The organism is Roseivivax halotolerans (genome assembly GCF_900115815.1).
Classification (GTDB): domain Bacteria; phylum Pseudomonadota; class Alphaproteobacteria; order Rhodobacterales; family Rhodobacteraceae; genus Roseivivax; species Roseivivax halotolerans.
On record NZ_FOXV01000018.1, the window covers coordinates 1 to 18,212 of the forward strand.

General features: G+C 60.7%; 16 protein-coding genes and 1 pseudogene. 9 read left to right on the forward strand and 8 right to left on the reverse strand.

What is annotated here, in order from left to right:
• Nucleotides 1-78: 78 nt before the first annotated feature.
• From BM171_RS17300 to BM171_RS17315, 4 genes and pseudogenes are all read right to left on the reverse strand, one after another.
• Nucleotides 79-1,611, reverse strand: a complete 1,533-nt coding sequence (locus BM171_RS17300; protein ID WP_175497617.1) for an integrase catalytic domain-containing protein — start codon at nt 1,609-1,611, stop codon at nt 79-81.
• Nucleotides 1,608-2,279, reverse strand: coding sequence for a hypothetical protein (locus BM171_RS17305; RefSeq protein ID WP_093015456.1), 672 nt, complete (start codon nt 2,277-2,279; stop codon nt 1,608-1,610). Before BM171_RS17305 ends, BM171_RS17300 begins: the two co-directional genes overlap by 4 nt.
• Nucleotides 2,280-3,426: 1,147 nt before the next feature.
• Nucleotides 3,427-3,633 (reverse strand): annotated as a pseudogene (locus BM171_RS17310) (transposase); the annotation flags it as partial.
• 205 nt (nt 3,634-3,838) lie between these two features.
• On the reverse strand, nt 3,839-4,489 hold the full coding sequence (locus BM171_RS17315) for a TetR/AcrR family transcriptional regulator (protein WP_245760321.1): 651 nt from the start codon (nt 4,487-4,489) through the stop codon (nt 3,839-3,841).
• Nucleotides 4,490-4,654: 165 nt separating this feature from the next.
• Between BM171_RS17315 and BM171_RS17320 the strand changes: the two genes are divergently transcribed.
• The 9 genes from BM171_RS17320 (at nt 4,655) to BM171_RS17360 (ending at nt 14,277) form a co-directional block, all read left to right on the forward strand.
• Complete coding sequence (locus BM171_RS17320) at nt 4,655-5,431, forward strand: SDR family NAD(P)-dependent oxidoreductase (protein ID WP_093015465.1); 777 nt, start codon at nt 4,655-4,657, stop codon at nt 5,429-5,431.
• 12 nt (nt 5,432-5,443) lie between these two features.
• Nucleotides 5,444-6,652 (forward strand): acyl-CoA dehydrogenase family protein, encoded by a 1,209-nt coding sequence (locus tag BM171_RS17325; RefSeq protein WP_093015468.1) that lies wholly within the window; start codon nt 5,444-5,446, stop codon nt 6,650-6,652.
• A gap of 27 nt (nt 6,653-6,679) precedes the next feature.
• Nucleotides 6,680-8,260, forward strand: a complete 1,581-nt coding sequence (locus BM171_RS17330; RefSeq protein ID WP_093015470.1) for an AMP-binding protein — start codon at nt 6,680-6,682, stop codon at nt 8,258-8,260.
• Complete coding sequence (locus BM171_RS17335; RefSeq protein ID WP_093015473.1) at nt 8,257-9,315, forward strand: phosphotransferase family protein; 1,059 nt, start codon at nt 8,257-8,259, stop codon at nt 9,313-9,315. Before BM171_RS17330 ends, BM171_RS17335 begins: the two co-directional genes overlap by 4 nt.
• Complete coding sequence (locus tag BM171_RS17340) at nt 9,312-9,845, forward strand: TRAP transporter small permease subunit (RefSeq protein ID WP_175497618.1); 534 nt, start codon at nt 9,312-9,314, stop codon at nt 9,843-9,845. The genes BM171_RS17335 and BM171_RS17340 overlap by 4 nt, the downstream gene beginning before the upstream one ends.
• A complete protein-coding gene (locus BM171_RS17345) occupies nt 9,842-11,149 on the forward strand; it encodes a TRAP transporter large permease (RefSeq protein WP_093015476.1) in 1,308 nt (435 codons plus the stop codon). The genes BM171_RS17340 and BM171_RS17345 overlap by 4 nt, the downstream gene beginning before the upstream one ends.
• Before the next feature lie 42 nt (nt 11,150-11,191).
• Complete coding sequence (gene dctP, locus BM171_RS17350; protein WP_093015478.1) at nt 11,192-12,244, forward strand: TRAP transporter substrate-binding protein DctP; 1,053 nt, start codon at nt 11,192-11,194, stop codon at nt 12,242-12,244.
• A gap of 80 nt (nt 12,245-12,324) precedes the next feature.
• Nucleotides 12,325-13,314: an NAD(P)H-quinone oxidoreductase gene (locus BM171_RS17355; RefSeq protein WP_093015481.1), complete on the forward strand. Its 990-nt coding sequence runs from the start codon at nt 12,325-12,327 to the stop codon at nt 13,312-13,314.
• A 3-nt stretch (nt 13,315-13,317) separates the two neighbouring features.
• Nucleotides 13,318-14,277, forward strand: coding sequence for an alpha/beta hydrolase (locus BM171_RS17360; RefSeq protein ID WP_093015484.1), 960 nt, complete (start codon nt 13,318-13,320; stop codon nt 14,275-14,277).
• 94 nt (nt 14,278-14,371) lie between these two features.
• Here BM171_RS17360 and BM171_RS17365 read toward each other — a convergent pair whose 3' ends face one another.
• The 4 genes from BM171_RS17365 to BM171_RS17380 form a co-directional block, all read right to left on the reverse strand.
• On the reverse strand, nt 14,372-14,653 hold the full coding sequence (locus BM171_RS17365) for a LysR substrate-binding domain-containing protein (RefSeq protein ID WP_093015487.1): 282 nt from the start codon (nt 14,651-14,653) through the stop codon (nt 14,372-14,374).
• A gap of 533 nt (nt 14,654-15,186) precedes the next feature.
• The gene (locus BM171_RS17370) at nt 15,187-16,515 is read right to left on the reverse strand and encodes a TRAP transporter large permease (RefSeq protein WP_093015490.1); all 1,329 of its coding nucleotides are present in this window, start codon (nt 16,513-16,515) and stop codon (nt 15,187-15,189) included.
• Complete coding sequence (locus BM171_RS17375) at nt 16,512-17,078, reverse strand: TRAP transporter small permease subunit (protein ID WP_093015493.1); 567 nt, start codon at nt 17,076-17,078, stop codon at nt 16,512-16,514. The genes BM171_RS17370 and BM171_RS17375 overlap by 4 nt, the downstream gene beginning before the upstream one ends.
• Before the next feature lie 71 nt (nt 17,079-17,149).
• Entirely contained in the window at nt 17,150-18,202 is a 1,053-nt protein-coding gene (locus BM171_RS17380; RefSeq protein ID WP_093015496.1) for a C4-dicarboxylate TRAP transporter substrate-binding protein, read from the reverse strand.
• Nucleotides 18,203-18,212: the final 10 nt, after the last annotated feature.

The window sequence follows — 18,212 nt, forward strand, 5'->3', positions numbered from 1 at the left end:
GCTATTTGGGGAGCGCGCGCGCCATGGCGCTCAGCACCCCGACACTGGCCTGGTTTTGCGCCGCCACGTGGCCGGTTATTACTCCGCCGTTGACACCACATCCTCTGCATCAAGGCAAGCCCGGTCCTCGGCCGGATAATCGCCCCGCTCGCGAGGGTTGGAAAACGTGCGGCCGACAAGGCGCGGCATCAGGCCGAGGGCGGCCGTATGGAACAGTCGTTCGATTGTTCCGCGCATGCCGGGAATTCCGCCGATCGTTCGCAGAACTGTCATCTGCAGATCGAGACAGGCGTCTTGGAACACATGCGCCTTGAAGCCCGCGCCGTTATCGGCGGCGAGCACTTCCGGAACAACGGCCTGTGACCACGCGCAGCATGCTCTGACACTGTCAGACCATTGGCCCTTGTCACTGACAACCATGCGAAGGCATTCGCGCGCCGCGCTGCCCGTTGGATTACGGGTCAGCTTCATGCCGAGGCAGATCTTGGTTCGACAATCTATGGCCGCGACAAGCCACCACCGCGCCTTTTCACCATCAAGACCAAGGGCCTTCAAATGCTCTTCGCCGAATATCGTTTCCAGTTTCGCAGACCGAATGATGGAGAGAAGATCGATACACCACTCATCCATCTCGACGCGCTCGCCGGGGCGTGCGATTTCAAGCCCCCTGCCTACGGGTCGGAGCTTTTTCATCGCTTCCTCGCGCCCGTAACGAGCGATAAGAACCGTCAAGCGGTCGAGTTTCTTGATCGCACGGCGAACCGCATCCCGGCCCGGTACGCGCAGTTGTAAAAGCCCCTCTTTCTCACGGCGCTTGTTTTCATCCTGGAAACCGCGCTTGACGTCGACGCCAGTTGCCTTGATCGACTTCCGCTCTGGTGTAAGGTAACTGCTATTGATGATGTCCATCAGCAGCGCCTGTTCCTCGGGCCGAAACGGGCTGGTCCTGTTGCCGGATTTCGTAAGCTCATCAGCCAATGCCCGAAGTCCGTGGACTTTGTAATCTGCGTAGAGTTTCCTTAGGTAATCGGAGCTATAGAGTTTGACGCCATACTTGGTACCGCCACCACGATTTCGGCGGACACCCTTTCGTACCCGCTCCGGAAGGTGACCTTTTTCCATTTCGCTTTCGAGTAAGTCGCGTTCCGTCGCCTGTGCCTTCAGATACTCCTCAGCACGCTCTTTGATATTAGGAATCGCTAACTCTATGGCATCCGTATTCGACCTAAGAATACCTTCGGCCTCCATGTCTTCGATGGCTTTGATCTGGGCGAGTTTTGAATTGAAGCGCGCCCTCGCTTTTCCGACGAGGTTTGATGGTTGGAAATCAAAGGCCGCGACAGCCGCTGCAGGCTTGAGCTCGTCCGGCAGGTAGCAACCAACCTCGTGCGTGATATCGCCTGCCGCGCTCAGACGGCTCAGGGTGCCCATTGGGAAAATCTCGGTCAGCCCGACGCCACTTTCGGGTCTCAGCTCGGCGTTGTCTCCGGACATGCCAAGAAACCGGTAGGGTTTGCCATGAATGACAAGTCGATCATGGATGTCGAGACGAAAGCCGCTCTTCACTGGTTTGGCTTCGCCAAGGTCTTGCTTATTGGGGACGATCGTCATTGACGCTCTCCCTTCCATTCAACGAGGGTTTCAGGGGTGATTTTTTCGTAATGCAGGGGCGCGAGCTCTCCTGCTGAGACAAGTCGGAGAAGGGCTCGGTAGCCGCGTGCTGCGAGGCCGACCTGTTGCGTGAGGCGATTCAGCGGTACCGCACCGCGCAGGCCACTCGCCACAACGCGTGCCGCGGCTTGGGCTTCCGGATCCGTATCGCGCAGGGCTGTGTTGATGTTCGCGTTGTGAAGCGTGACACGGTCGATGTCGGCCTCGGTCAAGAGACGCACCGACTTGGCGAATCCCTTCTTTTGAACCCACCAGGCGATGGACCGCATTTCCTCGACATGACGACCAGACTTGAGACGCGCTTCGGGCTTCACCGTGTAGGCAATACGCTCTCCAGAGGCCTTCGTGACAACCATGTCGAAGAAGTGCCGTCTCTCATCTTGCCGGCCGAATGTGAAAAGCACCTGCTCCTGCATGTCAGTAACACCAGATCGAGCCCCTTCGATTTTCTGGTGACAGAGCTCGGTGTAGGATTCCGCCTGGCTGCGGGTGCCCGAGTGCTCACCAAGGACGGAAAAAGCGGTACAATGCGCCGTCGACGCATTCGCGATATTGCGGTCGCCACTGGATTGCGCAGGCAATACGCGACCCTCCGAATAAATCGGCATTTTGATTTCCTTTCGCATAGGAAGACCACCCGCCGGACTTCAGTCCGACGCTGCCCGAAGGCGGCGGTCGTATTTTCGGGATTTGACGAAATGTCCCGCTTAGATTTTAGTTGGCGGTCATTTCACTTCTGTGGACCCATAGATCCAGGTAGTTGGATTAAGTGTTCAGCTCTCGGCGTTCACTTGGTTCTCCATTCTCTTTCAATCGCGTTTCCTGTGCCGCTGACTCCGATCTCTCGGATTGGGCAGCCAGGACATTGGCTGGTTTTATTTTCGGCGAAACGAGCCAACCGAGTTGACCTGTGAAATCCGCCGTCCCGGGCCTCGTTTCGAGGGTCAAAGTACCCAGCGCGCCGCCTTGAACAACTACTGATTTCGCCCAAAAAATCTTTCAGAAGATCATTTCCGCATCAGTAGGATCGATACCAGACATAGCCTGAAATAACGCAAGTGTATGTTTTATATATGCTTTTCACCCTACGCCTTGATTGCGGAATGAAGGTGAACACTGCACGGGGTCTTACGCGGCTGCCGCATCGCTGAATTCGCCCAATACACTCGGTCAATTGAGTGGCAAAAATAGCACACGCGTGATGGTCTTGAAAATTCTTATGGAGGTTCGAGACCTGTCGCGCCGGATAAACTGATTCTAATCCAGCGCCTGCCCTCGCCCCGGGTCACCGCTCAAAACATTTGTAATCTCTTGGCGTAGACGCTCGGCCAGGAAGACCCGAAGATTGAGGATCCGACGCGGTGATATGCTGCTCGCACTTCTCATCCCCTGCTCATCGGTCCATGGAGATGTGAGTTTGAAAATCAAAATACAGGCCGGCAGTTTGGCGAAATCATAGAAAAGCTGAAGCGGTATAATTGCATATACCGCTGAACCAAACGCCAAAGCGACAAGCACGAGACGCGATCGACGCTCGGCTCGAAGCATCAGGCTGGGTGGTGCAAGACATCGAAGGGCTCTATTCAACGCGGCGTTGGACATCGCCGTGCGCCAATACCAGACCGATGTTGACCCGGCCGACTATGTTCTCTTCGTCAACCGCCAAGCCGTCGGCGTGATTGAGGCCAAACCCGACAATTGGGGTGTGAAGCTTACATCTGTTGAAGAGCAGTCTGAGCTAATGGGATGAACTGCCAGCCGCTTCAGCTTCGACTTATCTTCTTCAAGCTGCTTCAATCGCCGGATCTCGGACACGCCCATCCCGGCATAGACCTTCTTCCAGCGGTAGAACGTGGCTTCCGCCACGGCCATCTTACGGCAGATCTCGCCAACGCTCGTGCTGGCTTCCGCCTGCCTCAGCGCGAACGCGACCTGCTCATCAGTGAATCGTTTCTTCGGCATCTGGGCACTCCTCTCGCTTCCGAAGTGTGCCAGAAAAATCGCGGTCAGAATGGACTATTTTCAGGGGTCAAGACCACTGAGACACGAAGGCGTCTAAGAAACGCGGGGCTATTCAGTTTTTCAACATCTCCAACCAACGCACGTCCAACGGCTTCCAGGCACGTGTCGTCCGGCTCATCGAGAAGGTCTCCACGGCTGAATTCGATCAAAGTTCCCCCGCATTCGGCACGCAATACCTAAGAATAATATCTTTCACCGTGCCACTGTAGGCCTCAAGAGAGATCTCGCGCCGCCGATACTTCGCACGCTTCACATACCAGTCCTGCAGAAGTGGCTTGATTAGCGCAGGCAGCAGCTCCGACGTTTCGGATCGAAACTGTCCCTGCGCTATTCCTGTTTTTATGACGTCCGCAAAAAGCCCCTCGGTCAGCGCTTCGCTGTCGATGGCCAGGCGCCGCTCGGCCGGCGGGAAGTTCTTAGCCTCCATGAATGCGAAAACGAACCAAGGTAGCAAATCTTCTGTCAAGCGAAGATGCGCGTCGACCATCCAGCGCAGATGCGCTACTGGATCGTCGGTGACGGCCTCTGGCGGATCGGTCAGCACGGTCTCCACCACATGCGTGACCTGCGCGAGGATCATCCGCAGCAACGTCGTCTTGCTATCGAAATACGCGTAGAGACCGCCTGTCGACATGCCCGACTTCTCGGACAGGTCGCGCAGGGACATGGCCTGGAAGCCGCCCGAGTTCGACAGATCGAGCGCGGCTACAAGGATGCGTTTGAGGCGCAGTACGGCGATCGAGGGATTGCGCACGGAGATCGTATCTTCATGCCGTGCCAGGATATCGCGGCACATGCCTTCCATGCTCAGAGCGGGTTTGTCGCCCCCAGCCTCGGGGGCAGAGACATCACTTCGATAATTTAATTGCGCCATCTCGGGATTTCTCGACTTAACGTTGCGGCAAGCTACTTCATCATATACACGTAAACGAACGAACGTTCGATAGGCGGACTGGGAGGTATGGCTATCGTGGTTTCTGCGCCATCAGGGGAATGGCCCGGCCTTTTGGATCGCACGGCGCTTGTGACCGGAGCATCATCCGGTCTCGGACGTCATTTCGCACAGCTTTTGGCAGGACAGGGCGTCGTGGTGACGCTGGCCGCGCGCCGCATCGACCGCATTCAATCGTTGTGCGAAGATATCCGCAGCGAGGGCGGCACCGCCCATGCGCTGGAGCTTGATGTCTCCGATCCGGCATCCATCGAGGCAGGGCTCGTTGGCACAGCGTTCGACATTGTCATCAACAACGCCGGGATCGCGGCGTCGGCCACGGCGCTCGATCATGATGACGAAACGCTCGACCGGATCATCGACACCAACCTCAAGGGCCCCTTCCGCGTCGCACGGGCGGCGGCAAAGGCGATGATCGACGCGGGCAAAGGCGGCGTCATCGTCAATGTCGCGTCTATCCTGGGCGTGAGGGTGGCCAGCCATGTCTCTGCCTATGCGGCCTCGAAATCCGGGCTGATCCAGATGACGCGCGCGCAAGCGCTGGAATGGGCGCGCCATGGCATCCGGGTGAATGCGCTCTGCCCCGGCTATATCGAAACGGAGCTCAACGTCGATTTCTTCGCCTCCGAACCCGGTCAGAAGCTGATCCGCCGCGTCCCGCAGCGTCGCCTGGGGCAGACCCGCGATCTCGACGGCCCGCTTCTGCTGCTGGTCTCCGACTTGGGCAGTTTCATGACCGGAAGCGAACTCGTCGTCGATGGCGGCCATCTCGTCACCTCGATCTGAAGGACCAAAGGCATGGATTTCACTATTCCGGCAGAGATCGAGGGCTACCGCGCCCGCATCGCTACCTTCGTAGACGAGCGCATCCTGCCGCAGGAAGCCGATCCGGACGCGTGGGACGCACATGGCAACATCACGACAGACCGGCTGAACGAATTGCGCGCCGCTGCCAAGGCGGAAGCGCTCTGGTGTCTGCAGCTCAAGCGAGAGACCGGCGGTCAGGGCCTTGGCAAAGTGGGCATGGCCGTCTGTTACGAAGAGATGAACCGCTCCGTTTTCGGGCCTGTCGTGTTCAACTCCGCGGCGCCTGATGACGGCAACATGATGGTGCTCGAACAAGCAGGCACGCCCGAGCAGAAAGCGCGCTGGCTCGAACCGATCGTGTCGGGCGAGGTCCGGTCGTCCTTTGCGATGACAGAGCCCCATCCGGGCGGCGGCTCGGATCCGGGAATGATGTTGACCAAGGCTGAGAAAACATCGGACGGCTACATCATTCGCGGCCATAAATGGTACATCACCGGGGCGGAAGACGCGGATCATTTCATCCTGATGGCGCGCACGTCCGACGATCCACGCCGAGGTCTGACAGCGTTCCTGCATGACAAATCCGATCCCGGCTGGCGGATCGACCGTCGCATCCCGATCATGGGGCCCGAGGAGCATGGTGGGCATTGCGAGATCATCTATGACGAGCTGGTCCTGCCCGAAGACCGGGTGCTGCTGGGCGAAGGCCTTGGCCTGAAGGTCACGCAGATGCGGCTTGGCCCCGCACGCCTGACCCATTGCATGCGGTGGCTGGGTCTGGCCAAGCGCTGCACCGAGATCGCGCGCGCCTATGCCGAGACGCGCGAAGGCTTCGGCGTCCGTCTGGCCGACCGGGAAAGCATCCAAATCAAGCTGGGCGATCTGGCCATGGGCATCGAGATGGGCCGCCTTTTGGTCATGAAAGCCGCCTGGGAACTCGATCAGGGCCGCTTTGCCAAAAAGGAGGTATCAATGGCGAAAATCCACGTCGCGAACCTTCTGCACAAGGCCGCCGATGTGGGCATCCAGATCAACGGGGCGCGCGGCTATTCCAAGGATACGGTGCTGGAATGGATCTACCGCTACGCGCGCCAGGCCCGGCTCGTCGATGGGGCGGACGAGGTGCACCAGATGGTGCTGAACCGCCATCTCGCCGCCGAGGATCGGGATTTCTGGAAGTGGGACACCGCGACCAGCTGAGTGTCACGCAAGGAAGGGAGGCCGTACATGTTCACAGACCCGCATCTGGCGCCGCGCTCGGCGAATTTCCAGCCTGTGACACCGCTCGACCTTCTCGATCAGGCGCTCGAAGTGCATGGAGCCCGCCCGGCGGTCGCCTGGGCCGCGCATGTCTGGAGCTACGATGAGTTCGGCGCGCTCGTGGCGCGTCTGGTGGGCCATCTGCGCGCGTGCGGCATCGGCCCCGGCGATGTCGTGTCGGTAATCGTGGGCAACCGGCCCGAGATGATCGCGGCGCATTTCGCAGTCCCAGCCCTGGGCGCGGTGCTGAACACGATCAACACCCGGCTCGGGCCGGACGACGTGGCCTACATCCTCGATCATGCGGGCAGCAAGGCGCTTCTGTGCGAACGGGATCTGCGGCCCGATCTGGACTTCGACATGCCCGTGGACGTGCTGTGCAGCGCGCCCGGGGCGGGCGACGGGCTCGATTTGTTTGCGGGTGACGCGCCGCCGCTCGATCTGTCAGGGGCGGTCACGGACGAGGCGCAGCCCATAAGCCTGAACTACACGTCGGGCACGACGGGCCGGCCGAAAGGCGTCGTCTACACCCATCGCGGGGCCTATCTGAACGCCGTCGGAAATGTGCTGGCGCTGGGGTTCACCGCCGAGACGCGGTATCTTTGGACGCTGCCGATGTTTCACTGCAACGGCTGGTGCCATGCCTGGGCGGTCACCGCCGCCGGGGGGATGCATGTGTGCCTCGACCGCGTGGATCCAGTCCTGATCCTCGACACGATTGCGGCCCACAGGGTCACGCATATGGCCTGCGCGCCGGTCGTCCTTTACATGCTTCTCGAACACGCCACCGAGCCGCCGCCGGTGCGCGTGCAGGTGGCCACGGGCGGGGCCGCACCCACGCCCGCGCTTCTGGCGGGACTGTCCAAGCTCAGCTTCGATCTGCACCACCTGTACGGGCTGACCGAAAGCTTCGGCCCGGCCACGATCAACGATCCCGGCGACGCGTCGGCCGATATCGAAACCCGCGCGGCGCTCATGGCGCGTCAGGGGCGGCGGCATGTCACAGCCGGGCGCGCGCGCGTCGTCGACGAGGCGGGCCGCGACGTGCCCGCCGATGGGCAGACCATGGGCGAGATCGTGCTGGCCGGGAACACGGTCATGGCCGGGTATTACAGGAATGCCGAGGCCACCGAGGCCGCGTTCAAGAACGGGGGGTTCCATTCGGGCGATATCGCGGTGATGCATCCCGATGGCCAGATCGAGATCCGCGACCGGCTCAAGGACGTGATCATCACCGGCGGCGAGAACATCTCAAGCCTCGAGATCGAAAAGACGCTGCACAGTCATCCCGGTGTGCGTCTGGCCGCCGTCGTCGCCGCGCCGCACCCGAAATGGGGCGAAACGCCCTGGGCCTTCGTCGAAACGAAGGAGGCCGACAGCGTCACCGAAGAGACGCTGGAGCGGTTCTGCCGGGACCATTTGAGCGGGTTCAAACAGCCCAAGCGCTTTATCTTCGGCGAGCTTCCAAAGACCGCGACCGGCAAGATCCAGAAGTTCATGCTGCGCGAGGTCGCGCGCGACATGGCCAACCGCGAGGACGTGGCATGAGCGATGTGTCCGCCCCCGCCGCCGGGACCGAGTTCGACCCCGAGGCCCTGCGCGCCTGGCTGGCCGCACGCGACGTACGCGGGGAGGCGCTGTCGCTCGACCGAATCGGCGGGGGGCAATCGAACCCGACCTGGTTCGTCACCATCGGCGATCACCGGCTGGTTCTGCGCAAGAAACCGGGCGGGCCGATCCTGAAAGGCGCCCATGCGATCGAGCGGGAATTCCGCGTGCTGCGGGCGCTGCGCGACACAGATGTGCCCGTGCCCGACGCGCTGTGGCTCGAGGAAGACCCCGAGATCCTTGGCACGCCCTTCTACCTTATGAACCGGCTTGAGGGCCGTGTGTTCGAGGACACCGCCCTGCCCGGTGTCTCGCCCGAGCACCGGCGCGAGATGTATCTCGACATGGCGCGCACGCTGGCGCGGCTGCACGCGTTGCGGCCCGACGTGGTCGGCCTGTCGGATTACGGCCGCCCGGGCAATTATTTCGAGCGGCAGATCGGGCGCTGGACCAAGCAATATCAGGACTCGACCGGCCCCCGGATCGCCGATCTCGACCGGCTGGTCGAATGGCTGCCGGACAACATGCCCGAGGACGAAGGCGCGGTCTCCATCGCGCATGGCGATTTCCGGGTCGGCAACATGATGTTTCACCCGACCGAGCCGCGCGTCGTGGGCGTGCTGGATTGGGAACTCTCGACGCTCGGGAATCCACTGGCCGATCTGGGGTTCTGCATTTTACCCTGGTACTCCGCACCGAATGAGTATGGCGGGTTGAAAGGCACAGACTGGCGCGCGGCGGGGATTCCCGAGCGCGACGCATTCATAGCCGAATACCGGCGCCATGCGCGGCCAACTGCGCCGCTTTCGGCCTTTCATGTGGCATTCGCGCTTTTTCGCTTCGCAGTGATCTTTGTCGGTATCGCAGACCGGGCGCGCAGCGGCTCTGCGGCGTCCGACGAAGCTGCGTCTCTCGGACCCTTAGCTGAGCGCTTCGCGCGAAGGGGAGTCGAGGTCATCGAAGCCAATGAAAAACGCATCGGAGAGACGGTATGAAGGTTCTAAAGGTGATCGACGCCTTCAATGAAAGCCTGGGCAAATTTGTGAGCTTTCTTATCTGGGCGGGGATTGTAGTGCTCTGCTTCGAGGTCGTCGCCCGCTATGTCTATCAGCAGCCGACCATCTGGGCCCATGGCTATACGCAGCGGATATTCGGTGCCTATTTCGTCCTTGTTGGCGCCTACACCCTCCTTCGCAAAGACCATGTGCGCGTGGATTTATTACTGAATATCGGCTCGCAGCGCTGGCGCGCATTCCTCGACCTTCTGAATTTTGGCTTCCTCGTGCTCTGGGGTGCAGTCCTATCTTATGAAGCGTTTTGGTTCTTCGAGGACAGCTGGCGGTTCAATGAGGTTGACGACAGCGCGCTGCGCCATCCGATGTGGCCGGTAAAGCTCGCCATGTTCGTCGGCGTGACCGCAATTACTCTTCAAGGTCTGGCCGAGGCAGTCCGATCCATCGTTCTTATCTTTAATCCGACGGCCGATGTCGGTCGCAAAGACTATTCAGTGAGTGCCGCACGATGAGTCCGGAAATCCTGACAATCGGCATGTTCAGCATGCTTATCGTGTCGATCCTTCTCGGTGTGTCGCTCACCTTCGCGCTCGGTGGGACGGCTGTGATCTTCGGCCTTCTGACCTTCGGTCTGAACGGAATGTTCACTATCGTATCCACGATGTTCGGCTCGATGTGGTCGATCCTCCTTTCGGCGATCCCGCTCTTTGTCTTCATTGGAGTCGCGCTGGCACGCTCAAAGATAGCTGATGATCTTTACCAAGCCTTTTTTCTGTGGTCGGGCCGCACACCCGGCGGATTGCTGATCGGCACGTCGGGTTTCGCCGCTACATTGTCAGCGATGACCGGAAGCTGCGCTGCGTCGACCGTGACCACTGGTCTCGTTGGTATGCCCGCCATGCAAAAGCGCGGGTATGACAAACGCTTCATGCTCGGGACAATCGGCGCGTCCGGGACGCTCGGCATCCTCATACCTCCATCAATCACACTTATCCTGATCGGGCTTCAAACTGGACAATCAGTGGGGCGTCTTTTCCTCGGAGGTTTGATCGCGGGACTTCTGCTTCTTGCAATGTTCATGGCTTACGTTTTTCTCAAGAGCAGATTTTCGCCTCACCTCGCACCGGGTTCAGATGAACGAGCATCGCTAAGCGAACGGATCAGGTCCCTGCGATCAGTGTTTTTACCGCTTGTCGTCATTCTATCCGTACTCGTGTCGATCTTTGCTGGCATTGCAACGCCAACCGAGGCGGCGGCTGTAGGGGCCGCGGCCGTAGTGCTCTCGGTGGCAATCCGGCGGGAATTGAACTGGACCTACATCAAGGCCGTCAGCCACGACACGGCAAGCTTGACTGGGATGGTCATTTGGATCGTCTTCGGAGCGTCAGCCTTCGTCGCAGTCTACGGAGGCGCAGGTGGGACGCGGTTCATGCAAGGATATCTTCTTGGGCTGGATATCGAGCCTTGGATGATGATCCTTTTGCTGCAGGCAATCACGCTGGTGCTCGGCATGTTCCTCGATCCCGTAGGCATCATTCTCTTGGTTCTGCCGATCTTTTTCCCGATTGCAGTCCAACTCGAATATGACCCGATCTGGTTCTGCATCCTGTTCCAGCTGAATCTCTGTATCGGCTACATTTCTCCACCCTTCGGCTACAACCTCTTCTACCTCAAGACGCTCAGCCCTGACACACCGATATCTGAGATCTACCGAGCGATCATGCCGTTCCTGCTACTGATGCTGGCGACCGGTGCATTGATCTTTCTGTTTCCGGAGCTGTTGACCAGCTTCACCGCCCTTCCCGACGGCCGCTGAGGCCCGAGGAAGACACGTCCAATAAAGGGAGAAGGAAAGACCATGACTGAGAACAAAAAGAGCGTCTCGCGCCGCGGCTTCCTGGCCGGATCGGCAGGCACGGCAGCGGGTTTAACCCTCGCTGCACCGCCGGCGATCGCACAAGGCACAACCACTTGGCGCATGCAAACCCACTGGCCGACCGGCAACTGGTACTATGACGAAGTCTTCGTGCGGTATTGCAACCGCATTACGGAGGCCACCAATGGCGAATTGACAGTGGAACCCTACGCTCCAGAGGCCATAGTTCCGACTGGAGAAGTGCTCAATGCTGTTCGTCGCGGCCTTTTGGAAAGCGCCTTCATTTATCCAGCATATTGGATCGGACGAATCCCGGCTGCAGGCCATCTGAATGGCCATATCGGGACATGGCAGGGCCATGAAGAGATGGATATTTTCTATTTCGAAATGGGCGCGATCGACGTAATCCGAGAAGCCTATGCCGCCCAAGGAGTGCATCAGGTCGGACCCGTTTCCTATTCGGGCCTAACGCTTTGGGCGAACCGCCCCTTACAAACGGTAGACGATTTCTCGGGTTGGCCGGTTCGGTCTACCGGGGCCGCAGGTCTTGTACTGGAAAAGGTTGGAGCGGCTCCGGTCTCCATTCCAGGCGGCGAACTCTACCAAGCGCTTCAAACAGGCGTTGTCGATGGAGCACACTGGGGCTCCACAGCCACGGCATGGGGGATGAACTTTCAGGAGGTATGTTCCCACATCATTGAGCCCGATCTTGTTGGCCACCTCAATGGCGAGGTTATGGTCGGTCTTGATGCTTGGAATTCGATCGGGACAGAACTTCAAGCAGTAGTAAACGAAGTGACCCGTGCCACCTCCGCGGAGGCAGCGGCACATTTCCTGTACCAGGACTACCTTTTCAAGCAGGAATTCGTCAACGATTTCGAAGGCACCCTAACACGCATGGACGATGACGCGGTACGTCAGATGCGTACCGCCTCGCTTGAGGTTGTCGATGAGTTCTCCGAACAAGATCCAGAGTACTCTGGGCGCCTCGGAGAGATGCTGCGCGAATTCCTGACAATGACCGGACGCATCTGATCAAGTCACGACAAGAAAACAAGGAGGGCATGGGAATGCCCTCCAGCTTTTATAAATTTGTGCGCCAATAAGAGGCAATAATGACCCTGCCCCGTTCCATGAATGTAGTAGAGATTTCCGAATATGGCGGGCCCGACGTGCTGAAGCCCACAATGGCGCCAGTGCCGCGCCCAGGCGATGGGCAGATCCTCATCGAGATCGACCATGCCGGGGTTAACCGCCCCGACGCGCTGCAGCGCGCAGGCAATTACGCGCCGCCTCCCGATGCTTCGCCTCTGCCGGGGCTCGAGGCTGCAGGCCATGTGGCCGCGGTCGGCGCGGGCATCACCCGCTGGTCCGAGGGCGACGCGGTCACGGCCCTCCTGCCGGGCGGCGGTTACGCGGAATATGCCGTCACTGACGCCCGCCAAGCGCTGCCCGTGCCCAAGGGCATGAGCTTCGAGGAAGCTGCGGGTCTTTGCGAGAATTATTTCACCGTCTGGACCAATGTATTCATGCGCGGCGGCCTCAAGGCCGGTGAGCGGTTCTTGGCCCATGGCGGGTCCTCGGGGATTGGCACGACCGCCATCCAACTGGCCAAGCTGCGCGGTGCACGGGTCTTTGCCACCGCGGGCACGGCCGAGAAATGCGCAGTCTCCGAAAAGCTCGGAGCAGAGACGGCGATCAATTACCGCGAGACGGATTTCGTCGAAGCGCTGAAGGCGGAAGGCGGGGCCGACCTGATCCTCGACATGGTGGGCGGCGATTACATCGCGCGCAATCTCACGGCGCTTGCCATGGACGGGCGGCTTGTCCAGATCGCCTATCTGCAGGGCTCCAAAGTCGAGATCGACCTGATGCAGGTTATGACCCGGCGGCTGACCTTCACCGGCTCCACCCTGCGCCCGCAATCGCTGGACGCGAAGGCCGAGATCGCCGCGGCGCTCGAGGCCGAGGTCTGGCCACACCTCGAAAGCGGTGCCATCGGTCCCGTGCACGACAGCACCTTCCCGCTCGAGGAGGCGGCCAAAGCGCATGCGCGCATGGAAAGCTCTACCAATATCGGCAAAATCATCCTGAAGGTGGCCTGAGCGATGGCGCCCTGTCCCGATTGGCGCAGGGAAGAGCGTTCGATCCGGCACAGTGTCGCCTCGTCAAACGAGGCGGGCCTGTGGCTGACGGTACGCCAGCGCGGCGAGGGTCTGCCAGTGCTGTTCGTACATGGCGCGACCTTCTCGGGACGCATCTTCGATATTCCGCATCCCCATCTGAACTGGCTGCAGGTCATGGCCGATGCGGGCTACGGCGCCTATGCGCTCGATCTGCGCGGCTACGGCCTTTCGAAGCCTGCAGTCTGTCCGACAGAGGGGGTCTATGCCACGGGCGCGCAGGCAATCGCCGATATTGGCGATGCGGTCGACTGGATCATGGCGCGGCATGACGGTGCCCGGGTGGCGCTGGTGGGCTGGTCCTGGGGCACGTTGACCACGTCGCGCTACGTGATGGCGGACGGACGCGAAAAGATCCGCAGCCTGTGTCTTTACGCCCCGATCTACGCGGAGAAGAACGCGGGCTGGATCGACATGCTGGCCGATCCCGCAGACCGGTCCCGCCTGCGCCCGCTTGGGCCTTACCGCCGGGTGAATCTGCCAGATACGCGGATCCGGTGGGATGAACAGATTCCCGACCGGGCCGATTGGCGCAGCGATGCGGCGCTTATGGCGCTGGTTGGGTCCTCCTGCGCAGATGACTGCTCATCCGGTGACACAGATCCGCCGAGCTTCCGCGTGCCCAACGGAACCTTCGTGGAGTTGTGGGAGTGCTTCAACGGGCGCCCGATCCACGACCCTGCGGGTGTCGCCTGTCCCACTATGCTGATCCGGGGAACGCAGGACACGACCTCGACCCGCAGCGACGCGCTGGCGCTCTTCGACCGACTGACTTGCCTCGACAAAGATTACGTCGAGGTCCACGGTGGCACGCATTTCATCAACGCCGAACGCCGCGCGCGTCCGGTGTTCCATGCGGTGACGGACTTCATCCGGCGTAATTGAGACCATCCCAGGGGCTCTAACAGGTTACGGCTTTGTGGACGGCTTGACGAGGCCTCGACCCGCTATTTCGGACACTCTTTAGTAATGAATCACACTACGGTACGACACAGGTGTCCCCCGATCCGATCCGCCGCGTCGCCTCATCGAGGACCTCGACCAGTCGCGTCTGCGGGCCGTGGCGAGAGAAAAGCAGCCCGATCCGCCTTTCGGGCGCGTGCGCCGGCAGCGGCACCTTCCTCAGCCTGATGCCTTCCGGCCGCGGGCCGGGCCAGTCCGGCACGACAGCGACGCCGAGCCCCCGATTGACCATCAACGCAATCGCGTCCAACGCGTCGAGCTCGAACCGGGGCTGGAACGGCAGCCGGGTGCTTTCCACTGAATGCTCCTGTTATCTCATGGGGGAAAAGTTAGAAATTTTCAGCGGCTATTCATTCAACCGTCAGAGCGCCTGATTTTGCGTGACAACGCAGGGGAGCGGCCGCCGAATGATGCGCGTTTGCGCGAACGACTGCTCCTTTGGTGCGGCGATGCAGCTAAATCGCTGCCGTCACAAGGCAGCTCTGGGCCGATCATGATCGCCCGGAAAGTAGGGTGGGAAGCGGTCGTTCGCTGCAGCCGTTAGGGCAACCAACGCCGCGTCCAGATCCCGACATTCAGCCAGGTGCCTGAAACTGTACCTCCAAAAGCAGATCGGACGCCGGACAAAAGACCTCCGCTCTGTGCACTACCCGAGACTTACCGACCGTGAAGCACTTCCACTTGCCTCAGCTGCAGGATGAAGCCCTCGGGCTTTTTCTCGCTTCACAGACATACTATGGTCCGCTGCACAGCACCACGGCGCGAGCGTCCAGCTCGTCGTGCGCAGTGATTTCTCGACAACGTAAGCAACTGGCAATACGCCTTGATATGTCAAAGGAAGAAAGTTGCGGTCGCCGGGGCAAGGGCGACGATCACAAGGACGGCAAGCATCACAGCGATGAAGGGAAGAGTGGCACCGAAGATCTGCTCGACTGACACATCCGGGTCGTTCAGCGTGTTGTGCACCGTGAAAACGGAAATACCGAAGGGTGGCGTAAGCAGCCCGATCTCGACTGCGATCACGGTGACGATCCCGAAATGCATCAGGTCGATCCCCATGCCCTGAGCGATCGGCGCGGCAATCGGCACCATGATGAGCAGGATGGAAGTGCTATCCAAGATCATGCCCATCAGCAGGATGATCAGCGCATAGAAGAACAGAAAACCCAGCGGACCGAAGCCGGACTCCGTCACCAACCCGGCGATGGCATTGGGCAGGCCCGCGATGGCCAGCATGCGAGAATAGAACGACGCCGCGACCAGAAGCAGCAGGATCGAAACCGAGATCACGCCGGTCTGCTTCATCACTTGCCAGAGCTTGTGCCGATCCAGGCTGCGCCGCGACAGCGCGACCAACAGCGCGCCGAAAGCTCCCACGCCGCCCGCCTCGGTAGGCGTGAAAAACCCTGTATACAGCCCGCCGAGCACGAGGATCACGAGGAGGATGATCGGGATGAGCTTCGCAACCATCCGCCCCAGCGGCATCGGCTGGTGATCCCGTTCGAGCCGCCGCTTTCGCGTGCCCTCGGGGTCGTCCAGCACGAAGCCCGGAAACAGGATCGTGACGCTGATTAGCATGACCACGAAGCCTCCCGCCAGCATCAGCCCGGGGATGATGCCCGCAATGAACATGCCGCCAATCGAGACCTCGGCCAGCACGCCGTAGATGATTAGCAACAGGCTTGGGGGGATTAGCATGCCCAGCACGGACGATCCCGCAACCGTTCCTGCAGAAAAAGCGGGGCGATAGCCGTGGCGCTTCATCTCGGGCACCGCGACCCGGGTGAAGACGGCCGCCGACGCGATTGAGACGCCCGTCACTGCAGCAAAGATCGTGTTGGCCGCAACCGTAGCGACCCCGAGGCCGCAGATCATGCGGCGCAATAGTTCCTCGGCCACCTCGAACGTGTCGCGGCCGACGTTCGAGACGCTGACAAGAAGGCCCATGAGTACGAATAGCGGAATCGTGGCAAAGAGATAGTCGGCGATCCCGGAATAGGCCGTGAGCTCGAGCATCCGGAAAGCCAGGTCGATGTTGCCGCGGATCAGCCAAATGCCGACGAAGGCCACGCCAAACAGGGCATAGGCGATCTGCATGCCCAGAAGGACAAGCGCGATCAGGACCCCGATTAGGACGAAACCGACGGCGAGTGTGGTCATGTCCGGCTCCGGATGTTGCGCATTTCCTGCGTGGCGCTGTAAAGCGCGGCGAGCACGGCCAGCGCCGCGCCCAGAACGGTGATGCCGCGGAACGGCCAGGTCGGAATGGTCCAAACGCCCTGCACGCCGAAGAATTCCGCAGAGGCCCAGCTTTCGGGCAGCTTAGGCCATGACGCCCAGAGGATCAGGGCAAAGACAATAGCGCCGGCGATGCAGAATGCGGCCTCCAGCGCAGAAACGGCGGCAGGCGAAGCGCCTTGGAGCCGCCGCACGAGGAAATCGGCGCGGGTCAGGCGGCGCTGTAGTATCGCGGCCGGCACCTGAAGGAACACTATGGCGACGACCGTGCGCGCGGCGATCTCGGACACCCCGGTAATCGGCGCGTCGAGAAAGTTGCGGCCGATCACGTCCGCCACGATCAGCAACATCAGCGCACCGATCGCCGCCGTACCGATGGCGGACATGGCCGCCGCAGCACTGCACAAGATCGCGCCCAGTGGCGCGTCGGAAAAGGCGGGTACAAACCCGTCATCGTCGAAGGCGGCCGAATTGTCGTCGCTCATGCCCCGGTCCCATCGTCAGGAAAACGCCGCCCGGCTTGACGCCGGGCGGACGCGGTACGTTCAAGGATGGCTCAGAGACCTTCGTCCCAGGCGCGCAGCGGTGTCGCGCCGCGTTCGCGCAACGCGTCGAAATACGCCTTCAACACCACTTCGCCGGCCTCGCCGGTCTGCTCGAGCCAGGGTTCTACGATGTTGGGCAGGTTGTTGACCCACTTTTCCTTCTCGGCGTCGGGAAGCTGGTGGATGGTCAGGCCGGCGGCCTGCATCTCGTCTAACGCGCGCGCAGCAAGGTCGGCCACGTAATCGCCATGCGCGATCGAGGTTGCCTGCGCCGCCTCGCGCATCGCCTGCTGCACCGGTTCGGGCAGCCCGTTGAAGACGTCCTCGTTCGCGGCGATGCCGCCGAAATACATCGAGCCGATGCCCACGCGGGTCAGTTCCGGGGCGACCTCGTAGACGCGGGTCGGCAGGATGCCCGAGGCGAAGGACAGCGTGCCCTCGGTCACGCCGGTCTGGATGTTGGTGTAGTAGGTCGTCAGCGCGCCATCCACCGGCGTGGCGCCCGTTTCGCGCAGCCAGTTTGCCGAAGTGCCCGGCGCGTTGAGCTTGCGGTTTTGCAGGTCCTCCATCGAGGTGACCGGGAAGGTTGCGTAGATGTCGTAGCTGTCGGTGATCAGCGACGACAGGTGAACCATGCCGTTTTCGGACCAGCTATCCTTCAGCTCAGGTAGGTTCTCGGACAGGTCGTCGAAGATCTCGATGATCATGCGGTGATCTTCGGTGGCAAAGGGCGTAAAGTAGGTCACGTTCTGAAGCGGCATGTTCGCCCCTTCCCAGACCGTGCCGACCATGCCCACGTCTACGATGCCGTCCATAACCGCCTCGCGCGTGTCGGTGAACTTGTAGAGCGTGCCGGCGTAGCTCTCGACCCAATTCACCTCGTATTCGTTGCCGTTCTCGGCAAGGATGCGGTTCACCTCGGGCTGGAAAGTGTTCTTCATCGCATAGACCCAGATGTTCTGTTCCGGGTGCGACGATCCGATATTGACGGTGATCTGTTCTTGGGCGCTGACCGCGCCCCCGACCAGAACGGCCGCCGTCGTCGTGATGACAGTCAGTTTCATGGGGTCTCCT